The organism is Flavobacterium anhuiense (assembly GCF_050990855.1).
GTDB lineage: Bacteria > Bacteroidota > Bacteroidia > Flavobacteriales > Flavobacteriaceae > Flavobacterium > Flavobacterium anhuiense_C.
The window spans coordinates 2825612-2851610 of the sequence record NZ_CP158861.1 but is presented as its reverse complement, the minus strand read 5'-3'; the positions used below and the strand labels follow the sequence as shown (position 1 = coordinate 2851610).

Here is a 25999-nt window from a genome sequence, read left to right as displayed (position 1 = left end):
TATATTTTAATTTCTATTACTGCTTTAAGCTACAAGACATCTTTCCTCAAAAGGAACACCATCTTCATCAATAGCTACTAAAATCTTTTTCTGTTTTGAAGCCTCAAAGGTAAGGTACAGCCAAGCAAATGACCATAAACCTAGAGTTAAACAAAAAATCATGAAATTTAAACTGTGGTTAACCACTTTTCCTCCTTTAGATAAAACTGCAAAAAGCAACTTATCATTTCTTTCTTCCAGCGTAAATCCTTTATGAACTTTGTTTGAGATCATATTAGAAAATACCTGCATGCTTTGTTCATGGCTCAGATGATTGTCTTTCATAATTGTTACTCTACAAATTAAATTCTAATACACTTTTATTTGTAATTTCTTTCAAAAATATAAAATTACAAAACATAAAAAAATACCTACATTTAGTGATTTTGTTAGAAAAAAAACTGCGTTTTCAGTAAAGTGCTGATAAATTTTCATGTTAAAGTTAATTTTAATTCATTTAATTACAAAATATTCACGTGTTAAAATTTATTTTTTAATACCCAATTTCCAATTAGTTAACTTTTATAGTAATAAAGTAAATAACGCTTAACTATTCTTGTTTCGGGTACTCTGGCGGAATTGTAGTAGCGTTTCCATCTCTCAAAGCACTGTAATGCGGTGACATAATTTCTATACCTGCCTCATTAAAACAATCTTGAATATTTTGATGCAATGACGAATAAATCCTTGGTTGTTTGGTTGGTTCTTTGGTATACACATTAATTTGATACGAAACATAAAAATCATCCAAACTGGTTTGCAACACAAAAGGTTTAGGTTCTTTTTCGGTCATTTCCGTTTTTAAAGCCGCAGCTATCAAAGCAGCATGAATGTCTTTCCAAGGCACATCATAACCAATAGAAACCGTAGTATGAATTAGCAAACCTGCTGTTGAATGCTTGGTGTTTGCTGAATAATTGGTTGATGTACTGGACAAAACCGTCGCATTTGGAATCGTAATATCTTCAAATTTTGGTGTCCTAATTCGGGTTACCAAAGCTGTTTTTTCGATTACTTCTCCACTTACATCTCCAATTTTGATATAATCCCCAATTTTAAAGGGACGCATATACGTTATAACCAACCCAGCCACCATATTCGCAATCGCATTAGAAGAACCTAATGAAAATAAAACTCCGACAAATACCGAAACCCCTTTGAAAATTGGCGAATCTGAACCAGGCAAATAGGGAAAAATAATCACCAGCATAAAAGCATACATCAGCAGTCGTATTACATTGAATGTTGGCAATGCCCAATCACTGTAAAACCCATCTATTTTGATGTTTTCTGATTTTATTTCGTCAAAGAAAAACTTAATTATTTTAATCGAATATTTAAAAATGATGATAATCACGATAATAGTGAATAGACTTGGCAAAAACCCAATAAATCCCATTAAAGCAGATTTTGCAGGAGTCAAAATCCATCTGAGCAGCATTGTCGTGTAATCTTTAGTCGCAGGAAAAATGCTGAATAAAACAGGAAGCGACAGGTAAACTATTAAAATAAGAGTTACCATTTTTATAAAACCAAAAAAGCGGAGAAACAAAAATTGCTGTTTTTCTGGAGAGAGTATTTTGATTGTATTGTAATTTACTCCTTTAAAATATCTGGCTTTATTCTTTACAATATAATTTTTAATGATATTAAAGACTTTTCCAACCAAAAACAAAACAAGGCCAATTATTAGAACTAACAAGGTTGTATATCCAATTCGTTTGGGCAATTGCGAATAGTTTTCATTCTGATATAAAATTGCACTTTTAATCTTAGACAGATTTCGGTTTGCAATCTTAGTGATTGTGCTTTTTTCTGCTTTTGCATCAGCATCAAAAACAGACATAATAACCAAATCATTTTGGTAAACAATATCTACCGAAACATCAGAAGGCACAATTTTAATAGAATCTTTTTCAAAGAAAGATTCGTTGTAAAGTCTTTTGATTTTGTTGGTTATATATTCTGCCCGTTCTTTTGCAGAAAAAGAACCAACATTATGATAAACCAAGAAAAGAGTGTCTTTAAAAGGTGTAATAGGATAACCTTGTAGTTTTACTGTTGCAGTGTCTTTATCAGATTTTTTCAGATTATGAGTCTGTGCAAATGCTGAAAAAGAAAACAAAACAAAAAAGAAAGCTAATAACCTAAGTACTTTTATTTTCATATTCAATTAGAAATAAATTAGTTATCCTTTCTAACAAATATAAAAACAAAAAAGTTACGATTTTAAATTACTTTCTTTTTTACAGAAAAATCAGATCAAATCTTAAATCCTAATTTCTTAATGATAGAATCAATTACATTATTGATATCTGGTGAAATTTTAAACTTGTAATTCAAATACACGTACAAAATAGTCACCAAAATAGATTTTAAAGCAATGCTAATTAATTGGAAAAATGGGAATTCCCAGAAATAAAAAACCAAGAACAGTGCAAAAGTCAAAACGATTGAATGAATCGTCTGCTTAGTAAATGGATACAAATCTAGTTTCTTAACCACAAAAAGCAATTTGGCCAAACTGTATAAAGTAATCGAAAGAAGCGTTGCAAAAGCAGATCCAAAAATTCCTAAAATTGGAATAAAAATAATGTTTAAAATTACCGTCAGAACAACCAGCATCAATCCTAAATACAGAACCATTCGGTAATATTTTGTATTGAAAATAATAGCGTTATTGTTTCCTAAAATTAAATCAAAATATTTTGAAAGACCAATCATGAAAACTACTGGAATTCCTCCACTATATTCTTTTGGAACCAATTCATACAATTGATTAATATTTACGAAAATACAAAGCATTACAAATCCCCCTACAATCTGAAGATTGATAGAAGTCTTTTTGTAAAGCTGGTTTAATTCATCATGCTTATTATCGTGCATTAATTTTGCAGTAATCGGATACACTATCTGATGCATTGCACGGCTTGGAACAGAAATCACCAAAGCAATATAAGTTGCAACAGAATAATAGGCAATATTTTCAATTTTCATGTACTGATTCAAAATCAGTTTGTCTCCATCTAAAAGCAAATTGGCAACACTTCCTGAAAGAATAATATAAAAAGTATATTCCATTACTGCTTTTACATTTTCAGGTATTGTAATCTGGAAATTGGGCTTCTTGATATAGAATGCATAAAACATGGTTACAATAAAAGCCAAAAAATAAATGATAGCAGTCACATAAACAAACTGAACCAAACTAATCCAATTGAAATATAAACCAATTAAGGCAATTGTAGAAAGCAATCTTAATCCAACTTCTTTGATAAAATTTCCAAAAACAGAATGCATATGCACTCTAGCCCAAGCATAAAAAATTTCAAAATAAGCCATGCAGATTCCAATAAAAGGAATAAGAAGCATGAACTCGCGAACAACTGGGTTTTCTTTAGACACGAAATCGGTTATATCATCGTAAAAGAAGATTCCGATTAATCCTAACGGAATACACATTAAGATTGGAAACAGAGCTGTAAAAGATAAAAACTGCTCTCTCTCTTCTTCTGTTTTGTATTGCGAATAAAACTTTACAAGCGTATTTTGCATACCAATTGCAAACAAAGGCATGATTACGTTTGCCGCAGAAGTAATATAATTGGTTAATGCGTAATAGGTTGCCCCAAGAAAAACAGGGTAAAGATATAATGTATTAATGGCTCCGATACCAAAACCAATGTATGTAATTATAGTATTTTTAAAAGACTGATTTAAGACAATACCCATTTCTTGAGTTTAATTCTGTTTTATTTTTAATGATTATCCTTTAATCAGCTGTGCCAACTGTTTGGTTAGATTTTTTCTTGAATATTGCTGTAAACCAATTCCATGCGACTGCAATTTCCCTTCTAAAAACTGATTAAAAAAGTCCAAAATTACACTTTTTAATTTCGCTTTTTCAGAATAATCAAAAAATACTCCTGTATTGGTCTGTGTAACAATATCAGCAAAGTCAGAACCTTGAGGTCCAATAGCAATTATTGGGCGGTTAGAAACCATATATTCGAACAATTTTCCAGGAATAATGCTTTTGGTATCTTCAGAGTTAATCTCTATTAAAAGCAAAACTTGTGATTTTCTTTGGTGCGCCACGGCCTCTTTATGAGAAACATAACCCACTAAATTCAAATAATCATTTAATTGATGTTCTTTTATCGCATCTAAAACTTCTTGACTTACGGCTCCAATTAATTTAATTTCCAAATGAGATTTAAATTCTGGAACTTCTTGCAGCAATTCGACTAAAACTTCCCATAAAAACGGTGGATTTCTATCTGATAAAAAAGAACCAATATGAGCTAAGGTAAATTTGGTATCTAAAGTTTGTTTTTCAACCGTTTCAACATCATAACCATTTGTAATTACTGTAATTGGCTTATTCGTAATCGCTTCAAATTCAGTTTTAGTTGTTTTACTGGTTACAATAATTTCATCTGCAGAATTAAGTACTTTATGCTCTAGCTTTTTATGCTTTTTTTCTGCATAAGAAGATAAGCGAAGTGCTTTATGATAACCGATTGTCGTCCAAGGATCACGAAAATCGGCAAACCATTTCACTTTTAGCTTTTGTTGCAATTCTAGACCAATTAAGTGCAAACTATGCGGCGGCCCAGAAGTTACAATGGTATCGATATTATTTTCTTGAATGTATTTTTCTAAATAAGAAACAGATGGTTTTACCCAAAAAACACGCGCATCTGGAATAAAAAGATTTCCTCGAACCCAAAGAAACGTTTTATCCAAAAAGGTCTGTTTTTTCTTTTGCGGAAAAATACCCGAACTAATTTTCTTAGTTTTATTTTTCGAAAAAATGGAAGCCAATTGATAAGGCTCCCATATTTTATTTTTTAATACAATTACTTTGTCTGATATCTCACTTATCAATCCTTCATCAACAATTGGATAAGTCGGATTTTCTGGAACATAAACAATAGGCTGTACATCAAATTCTGGCAGATATTTTACAAATTTCAGCCAACGCTGTACTCCCGGCCCACCTGCAGGCGGAAAATAATAGGTAATTATTAAAAGTTTTTTTTGTTCCATATTCAATTACGCAGAGATTCGCAAAGCAAACACTAAGCATCGCAAAGTCTTTTTAAATTATTTTTGAGTATCTACGTGGCTTTTTTGTGAATCTTTGCGAAAGAACTCAAAATAAATTCCTCCAGCCAAAAGCAATAACATTCCTATTGAACTTATTAAAGTAATTGTTCCTCCAGTTTTGATAATTTGCGGTTCAAATTTAAATTCAATCGTGTGTTTTCCTGCAGGAACTTCCATTGCTCTTAAAACATAATCAACAGGGAAATGATCTGTTAATTTACCATCTATATAAGCATTCCAGCCGTTTTTATAATACATTTCAGAAAAAACAGCTAAACCGTCTCCATTATTTTCAGATTTGTATTTGATATAATTTGGCTTATAGGTCACTACTTTAATTGTTCCTGTAGTATCAAAAGCTTTCTTCATTCTAGCATTTTGAAATTTACCTTCATGCTCGTGAACATTGAAAACTGCCACTTTTTTAGTATCTAAAGTATTCAACACTTTCATTACATCATCTGGTTTATTTACCAGTTTTACCGCGCCTACAAACCAAGCATTTCCGTTAGCATCTGGATTAACACCTGGAATTTGGTTTCCGTCTTTATCTACTTGAATTACATACTTAACATTTAGCATGTTAAGCACTTCTATATTATTTTTAGCAATTTGATAATCATACAATTGCTGCATTCTTCTAGGTCTTACCGCACTATACCCTCCTATTGTTTTATGGAAATAAGAAGATCTTCCTTGCAATTGTCCCTGAAGATCGAATACACGGTAAACTGAAGTATCTTTTAAAATCTGAGCATCTGCTTGCGTTTCTTGGAAAGGTGCCGCAATTTGAACTGGGCTTACAAAATCTTTAGCAGAAACGTATTTTTTATCTACAAAAAACAAATCAAAAATCATTACAATTCCAATAACGATTAATGTTGTCGTTTGAGACAATCTGTTTTTAATAAACATCCATAATACCGCAAAAGTAACAATGATCAAGAATCCAGATCGCAAAACATCTGCATAATACATCGTCATTCTGTCTTCTTTTAAAGCATCAACAAAGCCTGGTCCGTAGCTTTCTAGATAAACATTATCGTTCATTCCTGTAAAATGGAAGAAGCTTTTTGCGATTAGCAAAATAACCAAAACTCCTAAACCAAAAACTCCTGTCTGAACTAATGCTTTCTGCTGTAATTTTGGTTCATCTTTAGCTTTAAAGAAAGACTGTAATCCCATAACAGCTAAAACAGGGAAACACAATTCTAAAATAACCTGAATTGAAGATACCGCTCTAAATTTATCGTACAACGGAACATATTCGATAAAAAAGTCTGTCAATAAAGAGAAGTTTTTACCCCAAGAAAGCACTAATGTAAAAAGTGCTCCCGTAAGAAAAACATATTTGATTTTTCTTTCGTCTATGAATAAAGCTAAGACTGCCAAGAAGAAAACTACAGCACCGATATAAGCTGGTGCAGAAACAATTGGTTGATCTCCCCAATACGTTGGCATTCCCGAAACAAAATCTTCTGCTTGAGAAGCAGGAACTCCCTGTTCAAGCATAAAGGCATACATACGGCTGTCTGTACCAACATTTTCATGGCTTGAACCTCCAAAAATTCTTGGAGCAATTAAGTTTAAACTTTCTGCAATACCATAACTATATTCTGTAATATAGTCTGTAGTCATAGATGCAGTGGTTTCATTTTTAGATCCGTCTGGATTAAATGTCAACTCACTTTTATCTCTAATACTATATTTAGCATATTCGTTTGTTGCCATCAAATTACCAGCATTTGCTCCCAAAGCAAAAATTCCAGCAACTAGTAAAACGCCGCAAGAGATCAAAAGTCCTTTAAAGTCTTTTTCTTTGATAAAATTATAAGCGTAGTAACCTGATAGAATCAATAAGAAGATCAACAGGTAATATGTCATTTGGAAGTGGTTGGCACTAATTTCTAATGCCACTGCAAACATGGTGAGCAGACCTCCCTTAATGTATTTTTTCTGAAAGACGAGTATAAATCCAGCTATTACCAAAGGCATGTAAGCAATAGCGTGGGCTTTGGCATTGTGACCAACTCCTAAAATGATGATCATATACGTTGAAAAACCAAACGCAATTGAACCGATAAAAGCTTTTAACGGATCTGTTTTTAAAACCAATAATAAGCCATAAAAACCAAGGAAATATAAAAACAAGTAATCTGCAGGACGCGGAAGAAAACGCAAAACGTCATCTACCTTACCTATAAAATCGTTCGGATAATTTGCTCCAAGCTGATACGTTGGCATACCTCCAAAAGCAGAGTTGGTCCAATAAGGCTCAGCATTTTCCATTGCTCTAAAGTCATTTTGCTCTTTTGCCATACCAGTGTATTGAGCAATATCTGACTGGAAGATTTGTTTTCCTTGTAGAACTGGATAAAAATAAATTAACGAAACAAAAATAAAGCCCAAGATAACAAGGGCATGCGGATAGAACTTATTTACTATTTTCAATTTTGGCTAGTTTGGGTTAAAATGAATCCTAAATTTTCAGGACACAAATCTAATCTATTTCTTCGTAATCGACATACTCTCCCACTTTTTTGGTTTCGCGCGGATTTTTAGCATTAGCGGTGTTAATGATTATTTCATCATTATTATTTGTATTGCGATTATTCTGATACGTATTGCCTTGATTATATTGCTGTTGTTGTCTTTGAAAATTTTCACTAGCATTTTCCACCGCCTTTTTAACCAATACTGGCAAAAAGATTCTAGCTAAAAATTTAAAAATGTAATAAAAAGCTATAACCCACATGATGGTCTTAAACAAACCTGAAAAAGATGCTTCTTGCATAACTATATATTTTTTTCCAAAATTAATAAATCCATTCTTTAAAAATAAAATATGAATCTTAAATAAATAATAAAATATGTACATTTGAAATGCGTTATTATTTTTTAACCCAAAAAAAATTATATGTTCAAAATTAAAAACTTACTTGCCCCGGTACTTTTTTTTATTCCACAACTGTTTTTTGCGCAATACACCGACGTTATTAATTCCAACCGCCCAGGAGAAACCATGTCTGCCTATGCTGTTGGAAAATCCGTAATTCAAGCCGAACTTGGCGTTTATGGCATTAAAGAAAAACACGATTTATTAGATTACGATGCTAGCGGATTTGGTACAGATCTTACCATTAGATTTGGAGCTTTTCTAGAACAATTAGAATTTATTGCCGACATACAATATCAAACAGAAAATTTTGACACTCCTTACACAAGCTATAAAAAGAACAATTTCAGACAAACGGTTTTAGGTGCTAAATATCTTATCTATGATCCCTACAAAAACTATAAAAGAGAAGTAAACATCTACAGCTATAAAGCCAATCGTAATTTTCAATGGCGCGAATTAATTCCAGCTGTTTCTGTTTTCGCAGGAGCAAATTTTGTTGGAGCAGATAATCCGTATTATTTTTCTCCTGATGGTGCTATTTCTCCTAAGGTTTCCTTGATAACACAAAACATATTAGGAGGTGGATCTTGGGTCTTTGTGACAAATATTATTGCAGATTATATCGGAACAGACTATCCAAGTTACGGATATGTATTAACTTTGACGCACGGATTTAATGACAGATGGTCTGGATTTATTGAAAATCAAGGGTATAAAAGCGATTTCTACAGCGATTCAATTCTTCGCGGAGGCGCTGCTTTCCTTCTTTCTTCCAACATGCAGGTCGATGCATCTATAAGTACCAATTTCAAAAACACTCCATCTATTTTATACGGAGGTGTTGGAGTATCATGGCGTTATGACGGATGGTACAAAGAAAAAGTTATTGAGGACAAAGCAGCTGCTAGAGCCAAAAAGAATCCCGACAACGAGAAAAAAGTTGATTATCAAGAAAAAGAAAGAAAACGTAAAGCAAAATACGAATAAAGCGTAAAATAACCAGAGGCTTTTATAAAGACTCTCAATAATATCTTAATGATTACAATTAAAGAAGCCAAAAGCAAGAAAGAATTAACCGAATACATCAAATTTCCTTTTTCATTATACAAGGACAATCCGTATTGGGTGCCACCCATTATTTCAGACGAATTGGAATCTTTCGATAAAACCAAAAATCCTGCGTTTGACAATGCCGAAGCTTATTTTTATCTAGCCTATAAAGACAATAAAATTGTTGGGCGTATTACAGCCATCATCAATTGGGCTGAAGTTAACAATCAGCACAAAAGAAAAGTGCGTTTTGGATGGTTTGATGTAATCGATGATATTGAAGTTACAAAAGCTTTACTTGAAAAAGTTTTCGAATTAGGAAGAAAACACAATTTAGAACACGCTGAAGGTCCAATGGGATTTTCGAATTTAGATAAAGTTGGCGTTTTAACCGAAGGGTACGATCAAATTGGAACCATGATTACCTGGTACAACCACCCTTATTATGTAACACATTTGGAGCAGTTAGGCTTTCAGATTGAAAAACAATATATAGAAAGTATATTTCCTTTCTCAAATGTAAAACCAGAGTTTTTCCAAAAAGCTGTAACTTTAATTCAAAAACGCTACGGACTTAAATCTCTAACTTTTACAAAAACAAAAGACATTATGCCTCACGTAGACAAGATGTTCGATTTGTTTAATGAATCGTATGAAAAACTGGCTTCGTTTGTAGCCATTTCAGATGTACAGAAAGAATATTTTAAAAAGAAATACATTAGCTTCATCAATCCCGAATATATCAAATTTGTGGTTGATAAAGACGATAATTTAGTAGCTTTCAGCATTGTAATGCCAAGTTTTGTTGAGGCATTACAGAAAATGAAAGGTAAATTATTTCCATTTGGTTTTCTTCATTTATTAAAGGCCAGAAAACACAGTAAAGATGTTGTGTTTTACCTTATCGGAGTTCATCCTGATTACCAAAACAAAGGGGTAACAGCGCTTATTTTTGATGAATATTACAAGACTTTTTCTGCAAAAGGAATTCAGACCTGCATTAGAACTCCAGAGTTATTAGAAAATAATGCGATACACTTGCTTTGGAAAAACTTTGATCCAATTATTCACTGCCAAAGAAAAACTTATTTGAAGAATCTTTAAAAGTGAAATGTAAAAAAGTAAAACGTAAAAAAAATAAAAAAATCCATTCGCCCCAAAACGAATGGATTTTTCACTTTATAAAACACATCATTACTCTACTTTGCAATCTACTTTTACCAAAGTATTTTTTTGATCAAATTTTAGTTTTGATTTATCTTTAAAAGAAACCTTATCATTAGCAGTTACTATATCGCCGTATCCTTCAATAAAAGATCCATCTTTTTGAAGAAAAGCAACTTCTCTTACAGATGAAACTCCTTCTGAATTGAAAGTATAATCAGCAATTAAAGTATCGCCTTTCATATTCCCTATTAAGGTTCCTTCGTTTTTATCTTTTCCAACCAGATTATAACTTAGTTTTCCGTTTACTTCCTGATGAGAGTTAACATTAAAACTCATTTCGATTACACTTCCGTTAGATTTCCAAGCATAACATTGATCTCCAGCCGGTTCTACAATTTCAGCTTCTTTTGGCGGACTTGGCGTAATTTGTATCGGCTCTGTCGTAGTTGCTTCTTTTTTACAAGAGACAAAAACAGTCAGCGCTACTACCGCTATTGTAAGTACTTTTTTCATAATTCTTTATTTTTATCTTGTGATTATGATATTAAAGTTACCCTAAATAAAAAAAATCCATTCGTAGAACAAATGGATTTTTTTACATAATTCCCACTTAAGGAAATCTATTTTATTTTGAATTTACGAAACGTCAACAGTAGTACGTTCTGCAATTTCTTTATAAGTTCCGTTAGTCAATTTCTCACGGATTGCCTCGAAAGCTGTTAAAGTTTCTTCGATATCTGCTAATGTATGAGAAGCTGTAGGGATCATTCTTAACAAAATGATTCCTTTTGGAATAACTGGATAAACCACGATAGAAAGGAAAATACCATAATTTTCTCTTAAATCGTTTACCATTACCATCGCTTCAGGAATACTTCCTTCTAAGTAAACTGGTGTAATGCAAGTATTGGTATCTCCAATATTAAATCCTTTTTCTTTAAGACCGTTTTGCAATGCATTAACGTTTTCCCAAAGTTTATCTTTAATTGCAGAAGATTTACGCAATAACTCTAAACGTTTCAAAGAACCAATTGTTTGAATCATTGGCAACGCTTTAGCAAACATTTGAGAACGTAAGTTGTATTTCAAGTAATCGATAACTGTTTTATCAGCCGCTACGAAAGCACCAATATTAGCCATAGATTTTGCGAAAGTAGAGAAGTAAACATCAATTTGATCTTGAACTCCTTGCTCCTCACCTGCTCCAGCACCTGTTTTACCAAGTGTACCAAAACCGTGTGCATCATCTACTAATAATCTGAAATTGTATTTTTTCTTTAATTCAGCAATTTCTTTTAATTTTCCTTGCTGTCCGCGCATTCCAAAAACACCTTCAGTAATAAATAAAATACCTCCGCCTGTTTCTTCTGCCATTTTGGTAGCACGTTGCAAGTTTTTCTCCATACTTTCCAAATCATTGTGTTTGTATGTGAAACGTTTACCCATGTGCAAACGAACACCATCAATGATACAAGCATGTGAATCTACGTCGTAAACAATAATATCATTTTTAGTAACCAAAGCATCAATGATAGATACCATTCCTTGGTAACCAAAATTTAATAAATAAGCAGATTCTTTCATTACGAATTCAGCTAACTCATTTTCTAATTGTTCGTGGTACGTAGTATGTCCAGACATCATACGAGCTCCCATCGGATACGCCGCACCAAACTGAATTGCCGCATCTGTATCTGCTTGACGAACTTCTGGATGATTGGCTAAACCTAAATAATCATTTAAACTCCAGTTTAAAATATTTTTTCCGTGAAATTGCATTCTAGGACCCAACTCTCCTTCTAACTTTGGGAAAACATAATAACCTTCTGCTTGAGAAGCCCATTTTCCTAAAGGTCCCTTATTGTCCTGAATTCTTTCGAATAAATCTTTTACCATAATATATTGTAGTAATTTTTTTTACTTATCAGCGAGCAAAAATAATCATTATTAATTTAAAATGAAGAGCCTCAATTATTTTTATTTAAAAATAATATTAGATTTACAGTTTGTAAGATTTGTCTTCAAATTTAATATATACTTATTCAATCTTTGAATCAAAATAATTTTCGAACATGATTTTTATCATAATAAAAGATAAAATAGTCTTTTATTTTTGATCTATATTTAAACGAAAACAAAACCAAGTGATTATGAAAAAGAATATCAAATTTTGGACTCAAATGAACATTCTGTTATGTTCATTTTTTATGATTCTTCTCTTAGGCAGTTGCAAAAAAGAGGAAGATAAAAATTATGCAGACATCATGACTGAAGGAGAAATGAACGCAGAGCTTACATCGCCTCCTCACGTTCCTAAACCTGTTGGAAATAGAACGGCGATGAAACTGAAACTTAACATGGAAATTAAAGAACAAGAAGGAACAATGACTGATGGTGTAAAATATACCTATTGGACTTTTGGAGGTTCTGTTCCTGGAAGCTTTATTAGAACTCGAGTTGGTGATGAAGTAGAATTTCACTTAAAAAACCATCCTGACAACAAATTGCCTCACAACATCGATTTACACGCTGTAACTGGTCCTGGCGGTGGAGCAACTTCGTCTCTTGTGGCTCCTGGACACGAAAAAGTTTTCAGTTTTAAAGTTATAAATCCAGGATTATACGTATATCACTGTGCAACTGCTCCTGTGGGAATGCATATTGCAAATGGTATGTATGGATTGATTTTGGTTGAACCAGAAGGCGGACTTCCTCCTGTTGATAAAGAATATTACGTCATGCAAGGTGATTTTTACACTCAAGGCGAATATGGAGCAAAAGGATTACAGGCCTTTGACATGAATAAAGCGGTAAAAGAGACACCAGATTATGTAGTTTTCAATGGAAAAGTAGGCGCTTTAACGAATGGAAACGAATTAACCGCTAAAGTAGGCGAAACAGTACGTTTGTTTGTTGGGAACGGAGGACCAAACTTGGTTTCTTCTTTCCACGTAATTGGTGAAATATTCGATAGTGTGCACATTGAAGGCGGAAGTGTTGTAAATAAAAATGTTCAAACGACTTTGATTCCTGCTGGTGGCGCCGCAATTGTAGATTTTAAAGTAGAAACTCCTGGAACTTTCATTTTAGTAGACCATTCTATTTTCAGAGCCTTTAATAAAGGGGCACTAGGAATGCTCAAAGTTGAAGGAAAAGAAAATAAAAACATTTACTCAGGAACTATTCAAGAAGGTATTTATTTGCCTGAAGGCGGAACAATTCAGAAAATGCCAGGAACGGCAGCAGCTAAAGTTGCAGTTCCAAAACGTACAATTGAAGAAAAGGTCAAAATTGGTAAACAAATTTTTGGAACGACTTGTTTCGCTTGCCATCAATCTGAAGGCCAAGGAATTCCAAATACTTTCCCTCCTTTGGCAAAATCAGATTATTTAAATGCTGATTCTAAACGTGCTATTAATACGATTCTTCATGGTTTAACTGGAGAAGTAACCGTGAACGGTAAAAAATACAACAACGTAATGCCGGCTCAGAATTTATCTGACGATGAAATTGCAAATGTACTAACCTACATTTATAGTAGTTGGGGAAATAACAAAACAGAAATTACTCCAGAAATGGTTAAAGCATTAAGATAACAGCAAAACTTCTAGCATGAAAAAATACATTTTCATACTTACAATTTTCTTTTTCTCTGCGGTTAGTGTCATGAAAGCTCAGGAAAAAGGAATGGCTTTCATAAAAGAGGGATCTTATATCCCTCTTTATGGAGCTGTTTCTCAAAAACCTGTTACAGTACAATCTTTTTATATCGATGCTTTTCCTGTAACAAATAGCGAGTTTTTAGAATTTGTCAAAAAAAATCCTTCATACCAAAAATCAAAAATTAAAGGAATTTTTGCCGACAAAAGTTATTTGTCGTATTGGCCGACTGATTTAGATTTTGGAAATGCCAAACCCAAATCGCCTGTTACAAGCGTTTCTTGGTTTGCCGCAAAAAAATACTGCGAATGCCAAGGAAAACGTTTAGCCACAATGGATGAATGGGAATATGTAGCAATGGCGGATACCCAAAAAAGCGATGCCAGAACCAAGAAAGAATTCAACGAATATATTTTGTCTTGGTATGAGAAATCGAAAACGTATGAAAATGAAATTGGAAAGACTTTCAAAAATTATTGGGGAGTTTACGACATGCACGGTTTAGTTTGGGAATGGACTTCTGATTTCAATAGCATATTTTTATCTGGAGAATCTAGAAAAGACAAAAGCAGTGACAAGAACCTCTTTTGCGGAAGCGCTTCTGTAAATGCATCAGACTTAATGGATTATGCCGCTTTTATGCGTTACGCTTTTCGCGGAAGCTTGAAAGCGCAATATTCAACACGAAACCTCGGATTTAGATGCGCCAGCACAACAAAACCTAAAATCTAATTTAAATTCGTTTACAATGAAAAAAATAGCACTTGCTTTTCTTCTTTTATTCTCATTTTACAGCTGTAAAGAAACGGATAAAAAAGAAGTTAAAACAGCAATAAAAAAGGAAATCAGTGATTTATCGATTTATAATCTACCCTCTAAATGGACAACTCAAGACGGAAAAGACATTGAATTAAAAAGTCTGAGAGGAAACGTTTTGGTAATGGTAATGATTTACACGAGTTGTAAATCGGCTTGCCCGAGATTAGTTGCCGATATGCGCGATATTGAATCCAAATTGGAGAAGCAAACCAAACAACACGTAAAATTGATTTTGGTTAGTATAGATCCAAATACCGATACGCCAGAAAGATTAAAATCATTTGCTATCGAAAACAAAATGAATCAAGATCCTTGGATTTTCCTTCGTTCATCTGAAGAAAATACTCGTGAATTCGCAGCAGTTTTAGCGGTAAATTATAAAAAAATATCACCAATAGATTTTTCGCATTCGAATATTATCAGCGTTTTTAATCCAGAAGGCGAATTGGTTTTTCAACAAGAAGGTCTAGGAGTAAACAATGATAAAACAATTGAAGCAATAAATATGGAAGCAGGAAAAATATAGTTTTAAATAGGTTAATTAGTAAGAAACAAGAGCAGGTTTATAATAAAATCGGCTCTTGTTTTTTATTTATAATAAATTAAGAAAGAAACATATTGTAAAGCTTCGGAGAAGCGAAATATTTATAGATAACATTATTACACGATATGTTGTAAAGCTCCAGCGGAGCGACATATAAAAAAACATCATAAATCGATAAATATTTCGCCCCGCTGGGGCTCTTTATTCTTATTAAAACATTTTCTATAAATATTTCGCTCCGCTGGAGCTTTTTTTCTATACGATCTCTTTTTCTATAAATATGTCGTCCCGCTGGGACTTTTTACTTAATCATTAATTTATTTTCTAAAACATCAAATTTTAATTTTATTATTGATAGCATGATTAGAATCAATCCCAAAACCAAAAGAATACTAAAAATCAGAATGCTTTGAAAATATCCTGGAATACTTCCTTCTCCAAAAAAGAAAAACCAGCCCTGAAGAAATAATAAAACTTCTGTCAAAATATATCCTGAAATAAAACACTTCACTCCTATTTTTAATGACGAAGAATTCGCTGAAAGCATTTTATTCTGAAGTAGAATTCCAAACAGAAATCCAGTTATAATTCCTAAAGTTGTTAAATGAATAAATCCGATTACAAAATTTCTGATTTGATGTGAAACTTCAGCTAAGTTTGGAAAAATAGTCAGTAACTGAATTCCGACTTTCAAAAACAAAGAGCACACAGCCAAACTGTAAACTATTTTTGTTGTTTTATCTAAAGTGCTTTTGAAATGATTTATTTTCGGTTCCAGCATTTTATAGAAGCAAACAAAAGCTCCTAGTTGTATTAAAACTCCAAATCCATTAAGATAGCTCAAAATATCATTTTCGATGAACCAGCGAATCGGAAAACAAACAGTTATTATTGTTGAAATAATTATTAAAAAATAAAATCTCTTAAACGTTACCTCATCTATTTTGTCTTGAAATTGTTTTAAAAACAAAGCTAAAATTGCCAAAATAAACCAGCCATTAAATTGAAAATGAAGGAAAAACTGAATGGCAATTTGATAGAAAGCGCTTTGTTTTCCTAACGTGCTTACAGCTGGTCCGAGACACCAAACTCCGAAAGTCGATAAAACCATAAACAGAATCGAAACCAATAAAAGTCTTTGCGATGGCGATTTATCTTTTAAACTGTCTTTCCAAACCAAACGGCAAAAAACATAGCTCAATAAAATATGCATCGTTGAGAAAATAATCGAAAACAAAGCATATCCCTGAATTGGAAAAGCAATCATCATTCCGATAATCGAAAACTCTGTCAGCCAAAACAAACGGTTATAAATAGGTTTCTGCTTCTTTTCTTTTGGAATAAAAAAATGAACCCCAAAAACATAAACAATCATATAAACCCAGCCTAACATAGCCACATGAGAATGCGCATGAAGTAGAAAACTATAGTTTAAAGAATCTAAAGGAAAAAGATATATCAACCGCATTAATAATCCGAAAACGCAGGCAATCAGAAAATTAAAAAAACAGCAAAGTATCCAGGCTTTTTGAGAATTCATATACTAAAGATATAGAAAAATTAAACCATATAAGTCACATAAGAAATTATAAGTTTTGCTGAAATGAACTTATATAACTTATATGGTTTTAAAATTTGAATTATATAAAAAACACCGATAATTATCATATTTAGATATTTTATCGGTGCTTTTCCCAACTATTAAAATTAACCTTTACTCTACTTCAACAAAGTCTTTTTCTAAAATCACAGCTTTTGGAAATAAAATATTGTTTTCCAAATGAATGTGTTTGTGTAAATCTGCTTCAAACTCTTTTAGCATCGCAAAAGTTACTCTGTAAGTCGTACAAGCATCTGCTGGCGGAGTGTAATTATTCGTTAAAGCTGCGATTTCTCTAAAACGTTCGCCTTCATTATCATGCTCGTGCATCATCATCGCAATCGGATTTGAAACGGTTCCGAATGAAGGCTGAGATAAAATTCCGTCAGATTCTTTGGTTTTCACCATTCTTTTTACAAATGGAAATAAAACCAATTCTTCTTTTTTCATGTGTTGCGACAATTCACCTGCACAGCCAATAAACAATTCGTTTATTTTAAATAATTCAGGATGATTGGCACCATGAACTTTGCATAATTTATCTAAAAACGGAAGCAAAACATTTGTTTTTTCTTCTACATAACGGTGATGTGTTTTCTCGATATAATCTGCCAATAAATCTAAAGACCATGAGTTAAAATCAATGCTTCCACCATTTTCTGATTGCACAACTTGAAGCACATTTTCTAATAAAGTATCGGCATCAATATTTTGTTTTTCGCAAACTTCAGTTACTGTTCGGTTTCCTTTACAGCAAAAATCAATTCTATATTTAGAGAATACAGCAGCTGTTCTAAAATCCTCAGCTACAAACGATCCTATTGTTTTGTTTTTTAAATTTTCCATGATATTCTATTTTATATTTTGTGTGTTTTATTTTTTGTTTTTTAATGTCAGTTCAAATACAAAGCAAGCCATCGTAATAAATCCGATTCCGAAAATCGAATCTCCAATAGCACGCAGCCATTTTAAAGTAATCATCGTTGGCTGCTGCATTAACTCTGATGAACGAGCGTACCACATTCCGTGACTGATACTTTCTACTGCCTGCCAAACTCCAATCGGTAATAAGCTCAAAATTGCCATTAGAAATAAACCAATATTTAAAGACCAGAAAGTAATTTTGAGCAGTTTGTTATTCCAGCTCACATTTCGATATAAACTTCTTAGTACAAATAAGACCAATCCAATTCCTAACATTCCGTAAACTCCGAATAAAGCGGTATGTCCGTGTAAAGGAGTTGTATTTAATCCCTGAACATAATACAACGCAATTGGCGGATTAATAATGAATCCGAAGATTCCAGCTCCAAGGAAATTCCAAAAAGCAACAGAAATCATAAAATAAATCGGCCATTTGTAATCGGCAATCCATTGTGTTGATTTTGAGATTTTATAGTTTTGATACGCTTCAAATCCGATTAAAGTTAAAGGCACCACTTCTAATGCACTAAATGTCGCTCCTAAAGCCATAATTGCTGTTGGCGTTCCAGAGAAATACAAGTGATGGAATGTTCCTAAAATACCTCCAGACATAAAAATGATCGTTGCGAAAAGCACATTTAAAGTCGCTGTTTTAGTTTTTAACAATCCCAAGCGAACAAATAAGAAGGCAATTACAACTGTTGCAAATACTTCGAAGAAACCTTCAACCCAAAGGTGAACCACCCACCATCTCCAATATTCAGCAATTGCCAGATTGGTTTGTCTTCCCCACATTAATCCTGCTCCGTAGAACATCGCAATTGCAGTACAAGAAACCAAGAACAAAATGATTAGATTTTTCTCTTCTGTTTTTTTCTTTAAAACGGGAAGTAACGGGCGAATCATTAAAGCCAACCATAAAAACAGTCCCACTAAAAGGAAAATCTGCCAGAAACGACCTAAATCAACATATTCGTAACCTTGGTGTCCAAACCAGAAGTTTTGCACTAAATTCAGTTTCTGCATTACTCCAAACCATTGCCCAGCCATTGAACCTAAAACAATAATCAACAGAGCAATAAACAAGAAGTTGATACCAAAACACTGGAATTTAGGATCTTTACCAGAAACCGCTGGAGCAATGTATAATCCAGTCGCCAGCCAAGCCGTCGCAATCCAGAAAATCGCCAGTTGCGTGTGCCATGTGCGCGTTACAGCATAAGGCAAGATTTTATCAATTGGAATTCCGTATAAACCATTTCCTTCTACTCCGTAGTGCGCTGTGATGATTCCGAAAACCATTTGCAAAACCATCAGCAAACTCACAATCCAAAAATACTTGGTTACCAATCCCATCGATTTGGTTTTACCCTGCTTGATCAACGGATCTTCTTTTGGCAACGGAAATTCTTCTTCTTCACCTGATTTTGCATGATAGAAAACTAAAATTCCGACACTTAAAATCAATAAAATAATACTTACTCCAGACCACGCTAAAAGTTCTGTTGTGGCAGTATTTCCAACCAATTCATCAGAAGGCCAGTTGTGCGTGTATGAAATATCTCCATCAGGACGATTAGTAACTGTTGCCCAAGTTGCCCAGAAAAAAAAGGCATTCATTTTATGCATTCTTTCGACATCTGTAATAGAGTTTTTCGGAATCGCATAGTCGCCTCTCAGTTTATCAAATTTCGGATCATTCGTAAAAAGGCCTTTGTAATATTCGCTTAAATGTTCAATTGCTGCCAAACGGTTTTCAGAAATTGTAAGTACTCCTGTGTCTGGATTGTATCGATTGGTTCTTACGTCCTTTTGAAGACGTATTTTTAATGCCGATTGCTTTTCAGCATCTAATTCTTCATACTTTTTATTAAAATCTTTTTGGGCATAAATATCTAGTATAAACAAAGCTTCTCTATGCAGCCAATCTGCGGTCCAGTCTGGGGCCACATAGGCGCCGTGCCCCCAGATAGATCCTACTTCCTGGCCTCCTATACTCTGCCAGATATTTTGTCCGTCTTTAATTTCGCTTTCACTAAAAACAGCTTTACCAGAATCGGTTATAATTTCTTTTGGAACTGGTGGTGCCTGTTGATAGATTTCGTAACCATAATAACCAAGCACTGCAAATGATATACTCATTACCAATGCAAAAACTATCCATAATTTTTTCTCTCTTTTCATTCTTTTCTTATTTAATAAAAGACATTTTTATCTTTTATTAGTTTTTAAAAAAACTCCAAATCTTAGTACAGCATTTGGAGTTTTGATTATTTACTCAACAATTAATACACCTTTCATCATGGCTACGTGACCAGGAAAAGAGCAAATAAATGGATAAGATCCTTTTTTATCAATTGTAAACTCGATTGTATCTTCTTCTCCACCGCCAATTAATTTTGTATGAGCGATAATTGAAGCTTTTTCAGATTCTGGAATATAATCTGTTGCTTTAGCATCATTTGCTTTTAAAGCAAAAGCTGCTTGGTCTGTTCCTTCTTGTAAAATCACTAAATTGTGTCCCATTGCTTCTTTTGGAATTTTACCAACGTGTTTCAAAGTCAATTTGATTGATTTTCCTGCAACAGCTTTCAATTCGTTTGCACTAAACTGCATTTGGTCATTTCCTTCAATGACCAATACGTTTTCTTCAGTAGGCGCAGTTGTTGGAGCTGGTTCTCCTTCAGTAGAAGTTTCAGTTGCTTCCGTTTGATCAGCAGGAGCTGTTTCTTTTTTACCACAAGAAGTAACTGCTAAAAATCCCATTAGGATTAATACTGAAATTTTGGTTTTTGTATTCATTTTTATGATAGTTTATTAATATTATTCGTTTGTGTTGAGTGTTTTTAGAAAGAAATCACCTGATTTTACATCGGAAGCAAGCTGTTCTAAAGTTGTTTTCATAAGCATTTCCAAAAGCAAACCTCTTATTTTTTTGAATTCGTGATGAACTGGACAAGGATGTTCTTCTGAGCATTCTTTTAATCCGATTCCGCAACCACTGTATATTTTATTCCCGTCAATAGCATCTACAATTTGAATTAATTTTATTTTTTTAGATGCTTCTGGCGAAACTTCAAAACCACCGCCTACTCCTTTTGTCGAATGAATAATGCCATTTTTGGTCAAAATCTGCATAATCTTGGCTGTAAAAGGTTCTGGCGAATCAATTTCTTTTGCAACATCTTTTATTCCAACTCTCATCCCTTTGGAAGATTTAGTTGCAATAAATATTGAAGCTCTTATTCCGTATTCACACGCTTTTGAAAACATACATCCCTGATTAATTCTAGACAAAGATAGAAAGCTTTTATATAAAAGACAAATTTATCTTTAATTAATTTTTATATTATTTATAATGAAACTAATTAATACTCATAAAAACACTAATTCATCATTGAATTCTGATAAAAACCAATTTTAATTTTAACTTTGAGTGTATTTAATTTTAAATATTAAAATAATGCCTTTAAGCAATTCAAAAGATTTAAAACTGGCTGTTCTTATTGATGCAGACAACGTGCCCTACAGTAATGTAAAAGGCATGATGGAAGAAATTGCAAAACTGGGAACACCAACTACAAAAAGGATTTATGCCGACTGGACAAAACCAAATGCAAATGGCTGGAAAGGCGTTTTATTGGAACATGCCATCACTCCTATTCAGCAATATAGTTATACCGTTGGAAAAAATTCGTCAGATTCGGCTTTGATTATCGATGCCATGGATTTGCTTTATTCTGGAAAATTGGATGGATTTTGCATTGTTTCGAGCGACAGCGATTTTACTAGACTGGCCGTAAGACTTCGTGAATCCGGCATGAAAGTAATTGGAATTGGAGAAAAGAAAACACCAAATTCGTTTATTGTAGCCTGCGACCGATTTATTTATATTGAAGTTTTGGACGGAGCAACTCAAAAGAAAAAACCAAAAACTGTTGCTGCCGATACCAAAAAACCAACTGAAAAACCAGCAGAAAAAGCACTTCATAAAGTTGACAAACAAACTATTGAACTTATTGAAGCTACAATCGAAGATATTGAAGATGATGATGGATGGGCATTTTTGGGAGATGTAGGGAATTTGATTGTAAAGAAAAAACCCGAGTTTGACCCCCGAAATTATGGCTATTCTAAACTGACTCCAATGCTTAAATCATTAACAGATATTCTGGAAATTGACGAAAGAGAGTCTGACAAAAAAGGAATCAAACACGTTTATGTACGTTTAAGATTCAACTAAATTAGTGTATTTATTACCATTTTATTTTTTTTAAAACATGAGAAAAAAATTCTTTATATACGGATTCTTAGTGTTTCTTCTTGTTGCCACAATTTATTACTATACTGAGCGCGGATTTCTATTGGTTATAATTCTACCTATATTATTAGTAGTAGGCATTTACAATGCTATTCAAGAAAAACACGCTATTTTAAGAAACTTTCCTGTTTTGGGTTATTTCAGATATTTGTTTGAAATGATTGCTCCCGAAATCCAACAATATTTTATTGAAAGATCTACCGACGGAAAACCTTTTTCTAGAAATCAGCGTTCATTAGTGTATCAAAGAGCAAAAAACATTGATTCGAGCACTCCTTTTGGAACGCAATTAAACTTAAATACAGAAAGTTACGAAGGTATCAAACATTCTATTTTCCCAGCAAAAGTAAACGAAGAATTACCTCGCGTTTTAGTAGGAGGAAAAGACTGCAAACAACCTTATTCAGCTTCTTTATTTAATGTGTCGGCGATGAGTTTTGGTTCTCTTAGCGAAAACGCCGTTCGTGCGATTAATATTGGAGCCCAAAAAGGAAATTTTTATCAAAATACAGGTGAAGGCGGATTGACCGAATATCATCTTGCTGGCGGTGGCGATATTACTTGGCAAATTGGAACTGGATATTTTGGATGCCGTGATGCAGAAGGAAATTTTAGTCCAGAAAACTTCAAAGAGAAAGCTAATCTTCCGAATGTAAAAATGATTGAAATTAAGCTTTCTCAAGGTGCAAAACCTGGTCATGGCGGTGTTCTTCCGGCTAGAAAAAACACGGAACAAATTGCAAAAATTAGGGGTGTTGTGCCTCACACTATGATTCTTTCGCCTCCTGGCCACCATGCTTTTAATGATGCCAAAGGACTAATACATTTTATTAAACAATTACGTGATTTATCTAATGGGAAACCAATTGGATTTAAATTGTGTATTGGAAATACTGCTGAATTTGAAAATATCTGTCAAGAAATGATTAATGAAGATATTTATCCAGATTTCATTACCGTTGACGGTGCTGAAGGAGGAACTGGAGCGGCGCCGCTTGAGTTTGCTGATGGTGTCGGAATGCCGTTTGAACCAGCTTTGATCTTTGTTAATCAAACCTTGGTGCGTTTAGGGATTCGCGATAAAATGCGCATTATCGGAAGCGGAAAAATCATTTCTGGTTATTCTATTTTACATGCAATTGCTTTGGGCGCAGATATGTGTAATAGCGCAAGAGGATTTATGTTTTCTTTAGGCTGCATTCAAGCTTTGCGTTGTCATAATAACGAATGTCCAACGGGAGTGGCTACACAAAATAAAATGCTAATGAAAGGTTTGGTGGTTACAGACAAATCTGAAAGAGTATATCATTTCCACAAAAATACGCTTCATTCTGCAAATGAACTTTTAGCGGCAGCTGGAAAAACATCGTTTGCAGATGTTGATATAAATATTTTTATGCGCGGAGATGAGTTTACCAACTTATCAGAACTTTATTTCCCTGATAATTTGAAAAATGTTACTCAGTTCTCATAAAAAAAATCCTCTTCAAATGAAGAGGTTTTTTTTATCTGTAATTGCGATTATAATTTAGCAGTTTCTTTACCTGCTTTTGCATTTCCTTCTAAAACAGCTAATTCATCCTGATCTACTACTTCTTGCGCTAAAATGGCATTATTGTAAGCCAAGAAATAAACATCAAACTTTACTCCTTCTGCAATCAAAGAAGACGAAATTTGATCGTTCTTGATCATTTCTTTCAATAAGTCAGGAAAAGATTCTTTGTAGGCCAATTTGTTTGCATCGTTTTCTTCTAAATTAGTTTCAATTCTAATTTCGATTTTATTGTCATTTAGAAAAGCTTTGGCAGATGTGCTCGTAATACCATTTCCTTTGATAGAAACAGAATTATTGTAATTACTTACATGTTCTTGAATCTTCTGTTTGGTATTTTTACAGCTTACTAAAAATAAAGCAAATGCTAAAACAAATGCGATTTGGGTAATTTTTTTCATAATTTTTTGGTTTAATAGTTATTTTTTTAACTCAAACATAATTAATTCATAACACAAAAACAACATTCAATTAGAAAAAGAACATCACTAATTCTTTGAAAACAAACCTTTTATACCTAAAAAAAAGGGAGTTTTTGTAAGAATAAAAAAGTTCTTTCAAACTTAACTTTTGGCCTTAAACGCAAAAAAGTCTCTTTAAAATTTATTTAAAGAGACCTTTAATATGTAAGAATATAATCTGTATATGCTATAAAAATTGGATTGATTATTTTAAATACTGCAGCGATTCCTTTGTGAGCACTTCCTTATTTAAAACAGTATTATCATCAGCTAAATAATAAAGGTGAAATTCTACTCCTTCTTCAATTAATTCTGTTGGAATCTGATTTTTCTTAATCATCGATTGTCTCATTTTTGCAAATGCCACAGAGGTTGCAACTTTTTTAGCATCCTCTTGTTTTAAATTAGTTTCAAAACGTAATTCAATTTTATTATCATTAATGTAACCTCTTGCTGTGGTAAGCGTTACATTTTCGGCTCTAAAACTCGGCGCAATAGTTTTGTTGTAGGTTACAACATACTCTTGAAGTTTTTGTTTGGTATTTTTACAGCTCGCAAGCATTACTACCATCATTATTGCGAAGGCAATTTGGCTTATTTTCTTTAGCATAATTTTTTATTTTAGTTTCTGAAGTCTTAAAAGTGCTTCAAGATAGTAATAATCTGCGTAATTTATAGAACAATCTATCTCGCTTCCCGCAGGTTTATGCCCAGTTGAATGCAACAAAAATGCCGAATTCACATCATGACTTTGATAATGATCTGAAAGCGAAACGATCATCTTTTTAGCTTTTGTTAAGTATTCTGCTTTCAAATTCTTATCTTTTGTATAAGAACTCAATTCTAAAAGAGCAGACGAAACAATTGCCGCTGCAGAAGCATCTCTTGGTTCGTTCGGAATATTTGGCGCATTAAAATCCCAATACGGAATTAAATCTTCTGTCGTCAATTTATCCAAATAAACTCGCGCCAATTTATGAGCAAAATCTAAAAACTTAGTGTCTTTAGTTTCTCTATACGTCATTGTAAATCCGTAAATCGCCCACGCTTGTCCGCGCGCCCACATACTGTCGTCACTGTATCCTTGCGCTGTTCTTCCTTTTATCTTTTTTCCTGTTTCGAAGTCGTAAATAATTACGTGATACGAAGTATTATCGGGCCTAAAATGATTTGCCATTGTAGTTTCGGCATGTTTTACAGCAACATCATACAATTTTTTGCTTCCTCCATTTTTTGAAGCCCAAAACAAAAGCTCCAAATTCATCATATTGTCGATAATTGTATTATGACCGCCCATTTTATTGTGAGGCCAAGATTGAATTGTTCCCACTTTCGGATTAAAAAGTGTGGCCAATGTATCGGCAGTTTTGAGAATAATTTGTTTGTATTCTGGATTTTTAGTCAATCGATATGCGTTTCCAAAACTATTGAAAATCTGAAAACCTAAATCGTGATCTCCTGCTTTAGTTACAGACAACGGCGTTAAAAAACGACTGAATTTATCGGCTTCTTTTTCCCATTTTTTATCTTTTGTTGCTTCATACAAAAACCACAATTCTCCAGGCCAGAATCCGCTTGTCCAATCTTTGTAGCCAACAAATTTCCATTCCTTGCTTCCGTTTGGAACTGTTCTAGGGGATGTTCCGTCGTTCGGAATTACTTGTAAAGTTTTTGAAGCTTGTGCTGCGCAATAATCCAATTGCCTTTTAATATTAAACGAATTATCTTTTTGAGAATAGCCTTGATTTGCTAAAAGAAACGAAGCAGCAATCAGGGTAAAAAATTTTGCCTTCATGTGGTTATTTGGATAGATAGTTAATTGAACCGATAAATTTATAAAATAAAGTAAAC

At 33.2% G+C, this 25999-nt stretch carries 23 protein-coding genes; 7 read left to right on the top strand and 16 right to left on the bottom strand.

The window, feature by feature from the left end; all coding sequences use genetic code 11:
* Positions 1 to 24: 24 nt before the first annotated feature.
* The 6 genes from ABTV69_RS12645 to ABTV69_RS12620 all read right to left on the bottom strand — a co-directional run bounded on the left by ABTV69_RS12645 (position 25) and on the right by ABTV69_RS12620 (position 7945).
* Positions 25 to 324 (bottom strand): hypothetical protein, encoded by a 300-nt coding sequence (locus tag ABTV69_RS12645; protein ID WP_290970296.1) that lies wholly within the window; start codon positions 322 to 324, stop codon positions 25 to 27.
* Positions 325 to 589: 265 nt separating this feature from the next.
* Positions 590 to 2206 (bottom strand): mechanosensitive ion channel family protein, encoded by a 1617-nt coding sequence (locus ABTV69_RS12640; RefSeq protein ID WP_433829262.1) that lies wholly within the window; start codon positions 2204 to 2206, stop codon positions 590 to 592.
* A gap of 95 nt (positions 2207 to 2301) precedes the next feature.
* Positions 2302 to 3771, bottom strand: a complete 1470-nt coding sequence (locus ABTV69_RS12635) for a polysaccharide biosynthesis C-terminal domain-containing protein (protein ID WP_433829260.1) — start codon at positions 3769 to 3771, stop codon at positions 2302 to 2304.
* A gap of 33 nt (positions 3772 to 3804) precedes the next feature.
* Positions 3805 to 5091: a glycosyltransferase family 4 protein gene (locus tag ABTV69_RS12630; RefSeq protein WP_433829258.1), complete on the bottom strand. Its 1287-nt coding sequence runs from the start codon at positions 5089 to 5091 to the stop codon at positions 3805 to 3807.
* 57 nt (positions 5092 to 5148) lie between these two features.
* Entirely contained in the window at positions 5149 to 7602 is a 2454-nt protein-coding gene (locus ABTV69_RS12625) for a YfhO family protein (protein ID WP_433829256.1), read from the bottom strand.
* 49 nt (positions 7603 to 7651) lie between these two features.
* The gene (locus ABTV69_RS12620; protein ID WP_111378714.1) at positions 7652 to 7945 is read right to left on the bottom strand and encodes a DUF4834 family protein; all 294 of its coding nucleotides are present in this window, start codon (positions 7943 to 7945) and stop codon (positions 7652 to 7654) included.
* 123 nt (positions 7946 to 8068) lie between these two features.
* Here ABTV69_RS12620 and ABTV69_RS12615 point away from each other — a divergent pair, with 123 nt between their 5' ends.
* Together ABTV69_RS12615 and ABTV69_RS12610 are read left to right on the top strand one after the other, a co-directional pair.
* Positions 8069 to 9037 (top strand): transporter, encoded by a 969-nt coding sequence (locus tag ABTV69_RS12615; protein WP_433829254.1) that lies wholly within the window; start codon positions 8069 to 8071, stop codon positions 9035 to 9037.
* Positions 9038 to 9085: 48 nt separating this feature from the next.
* Positions 9086 to 10204: a GTP cyclohydrolase gene (locus ABTV69_RS12610; protein WP_433829252.1), complete on the top strand. Its 1119-nt coding sequence runs from the start codon at positions 9086 to 9088 to the stop codon at positions 10202 to 10204.
* A 90-nt stretch (positions 10205 to 10294) separates the two neighbouring features.
* On the opposite strand, the gene ABTV69_RS12605 is transcribed toward ABTV69_RS12610, so the two are convergent.
* A complete protein-coding gene (locus ABTV69_RS12605) occupies positions 10295 to 10780 on the bottom strand; it encodes a hypothetical protein (protein ID WP_433829250.1) in 486 nt (161 codons plus the stop codon).
* A gap of 123 nt (positions 10781 to 10903) precedes the next feature.
* Positions 10904 to 12163 carry an aminotransferase class I/II-fold pyridoxal phosphate-dependent enzyme gene (locus ABTV69_RS12600; protein WP_248726131.1) on the bottom strand — a complete coding sequence of 420 codons (1260 nt, stop codon included), beginning with the start codon at positions 12161 to 12163 and terminating at the stop codon, positions 10904 to 10906.
* A 284-nt stretch (positions 12164 to 12447) separates the two neighbouring features.
* On the opposite strand from ABTV69_RS12600, the gene nirK reads away from it, so the two are divergent.
* From nirK to ABTV69_RS12585, 3 genes are read left to right on the top strand one after another with little or no spacing between them, the layout of a single operon-like run.
* On the top strand, positions 12448 to 13863 hold the full coding sequence (gene nirK / locus ABTV69_RS12595) for a copper-containing nitrite reductase (RefSeq protein WP_433836705.1): 1416 nt from the start codon (positions 12448 to 12450) through the stop codon (positions 13861 to 13863).
* A 16-nt stretch (positions 13864 to 13879) separates the two neighbouring features.
* On the top strand, positions 13880 to 14659 hold the full coding sequence (locus tag ABTV69_RS12590; protein WP_433829247.1) for a formylglycine-generating enzyme family protein: 780 nt from the start codon (positions 13880 to 13882) through the stop codon (positions 14657 to 14659).
* Positions 14660 to 14675: 16 nt separating this feature from the next.
* Positions 14676 to 15272: an SCO family protein gene (locus tag ABTV69_RS12585; RefSeq protein ID WP_433829245.1), complete on the top strand. Its 597-nt coding sequence runs from the start codon at positions 14676 to 14678 to the stop codon at positions 15270 to 15272.
* A 319-nt stretch (positions 15273 to 15591) separates the two neighbouring features.
* Here the strand turns inward: ABTV69_RS12585 and ABTV69_RS12580 are convergent, their stop codons facing one another.
* The 5 genes from ABTV69_RS12580 to ABTV69_RS12560 all read right to left on the bottom strand — a co-directional run bounded on the left by ABTV69_RS12580 (position 15592) and on the right by ABTV69_RS12560 (position 21087).
* Positions 15592 to 16758: a hypothetical protein gene (locus tag ABTV69_RS12580; RefSeq protein WP_433829243.1), complete on the bottom strand. Its 1167-nt coding sequence runs from the start codon at positions 16756 to 16758 to the stop codon at positions 15592 to 15594.
* A 246-nt stretch (positions 16759 to 17004) separates the two neighbouring features.
* Entirely contained in the window at positions 17005 to 17736 is a 732-nt protein-coding gene (ric, locus tag ABTV69_RS12575) for an iron-sulfur cluster repair di-iron protein (RefSeq protein ID WP_433829241.1), read from the bottom strand.
* A 27-nt stretch (positions 17737 to 17763) separates the two neighbouring features.
* On the bottom strand, positions 17764 to 19998 hold the full coding sequence (locus ABTV69_RS12570; protein ID WP_433829239.1) for a nitric-oxide reductase large subunit: 2235 nt from the start codon (positions 19996 to 19998) through the stop codon (positions 17764 to 17766).
* Positions 19999 to 20088: 90 nt separating this feature from the next.
* Positions 20089 to 20616, bottom strand: coding sequence for an azurin (azu, locus tag ABTV69_RS12565; RefSeq protein ID WP_433829237.1), 528 nt, complete (start codon positions 20614 to 20616; stop codon positions 20089 to 20091).
* A 21-nt stretch (positions 20617 to 20637) separates the two neighbouring features.
* Positions 20638 to 21087 (bottom strand): RrF2 family transcriptional regulator, encoded by a 450-nt coding sequence (locus ABTV69_RS12560; protein ID WP_433836703.1) that lies wholly within the window; start codon positions 21085 to 21087, stop codon positions 20638 to 20640.
* 190 nt (positions 21088 to 21277) lie between these two features.
* Here ABTV69_RS12560 and ABTV69_RS12555 point away from each other — a divergent pair, with 190 nt between their 5' ends.
* Positions 21278 to 22057, top strand: a complete 780-nt coding sequence (locus ABTV69_RS12555; protein ID WP_433829235.1) for an NYN domain-containing protein — start codon at positions 21278 to 21280, stop codon at positions 22055 to 22057.
* A gap of 37 nt (positions 22058 to 22094) precedes the next feature.
* Complete coding sequence (locus tag ABTV69_RS12550; protein ID WP_433829233.1) at positions 22095 to 23609, top strand: FMN-binding glutamate synthase family protein; 1515 nt, start codon at positions 22095 to 22097, stop codon at positions 23607 to 23609.
* 47 nt (positions 23610 to 23656) lie between these two features.
* Here ABTV69_RS12550 and ABTV69_RS12545 read toward each other — a convergent pair whose 3' ends face one another.
* From ABTV69_RS12545 to ABTV69_RS12535, 3 genes are all read right to left on the bottom strand, one after another.
* Positions 23657 to 24088: a hypothetical protein gene (locus ABTV69_RS12545; protein ID WP_433829231.1), complete on the bottom strand. Its 432-nt coding sequence runs from the start codon at positions 24086 to 24088 to the stop codon at positions 23657 to 23659.
* 265 nt (positions 24089 to 24353) lie between these two features.
* Positions 24354 to 24758 carry a hypothetical protein gene (locus ABTV69_RS12540; protein WP_433829229.1) on the bottom strand — a complete coding sequence of 135 codons (405 nt, stop codon included), beginning with the start codon at positions 24756 to 24758 and terminating at the stop codon, positions 24354 to 24356.
* Between the two features lie 6 nt (positions 24759 to 24764).
* A complete protein-coding gene (locus ABTV69_RS12535; RefSeq protein ID WP_433829227.1) occupies positions 24765 to 25943 on the bottom strand; it encodes a glycoside hydrolase family 88 protein in 1179 nt (392 codons plus the stop codon).
* Positions 25944 to 25999: the final 56 nt, after the last annotated feature.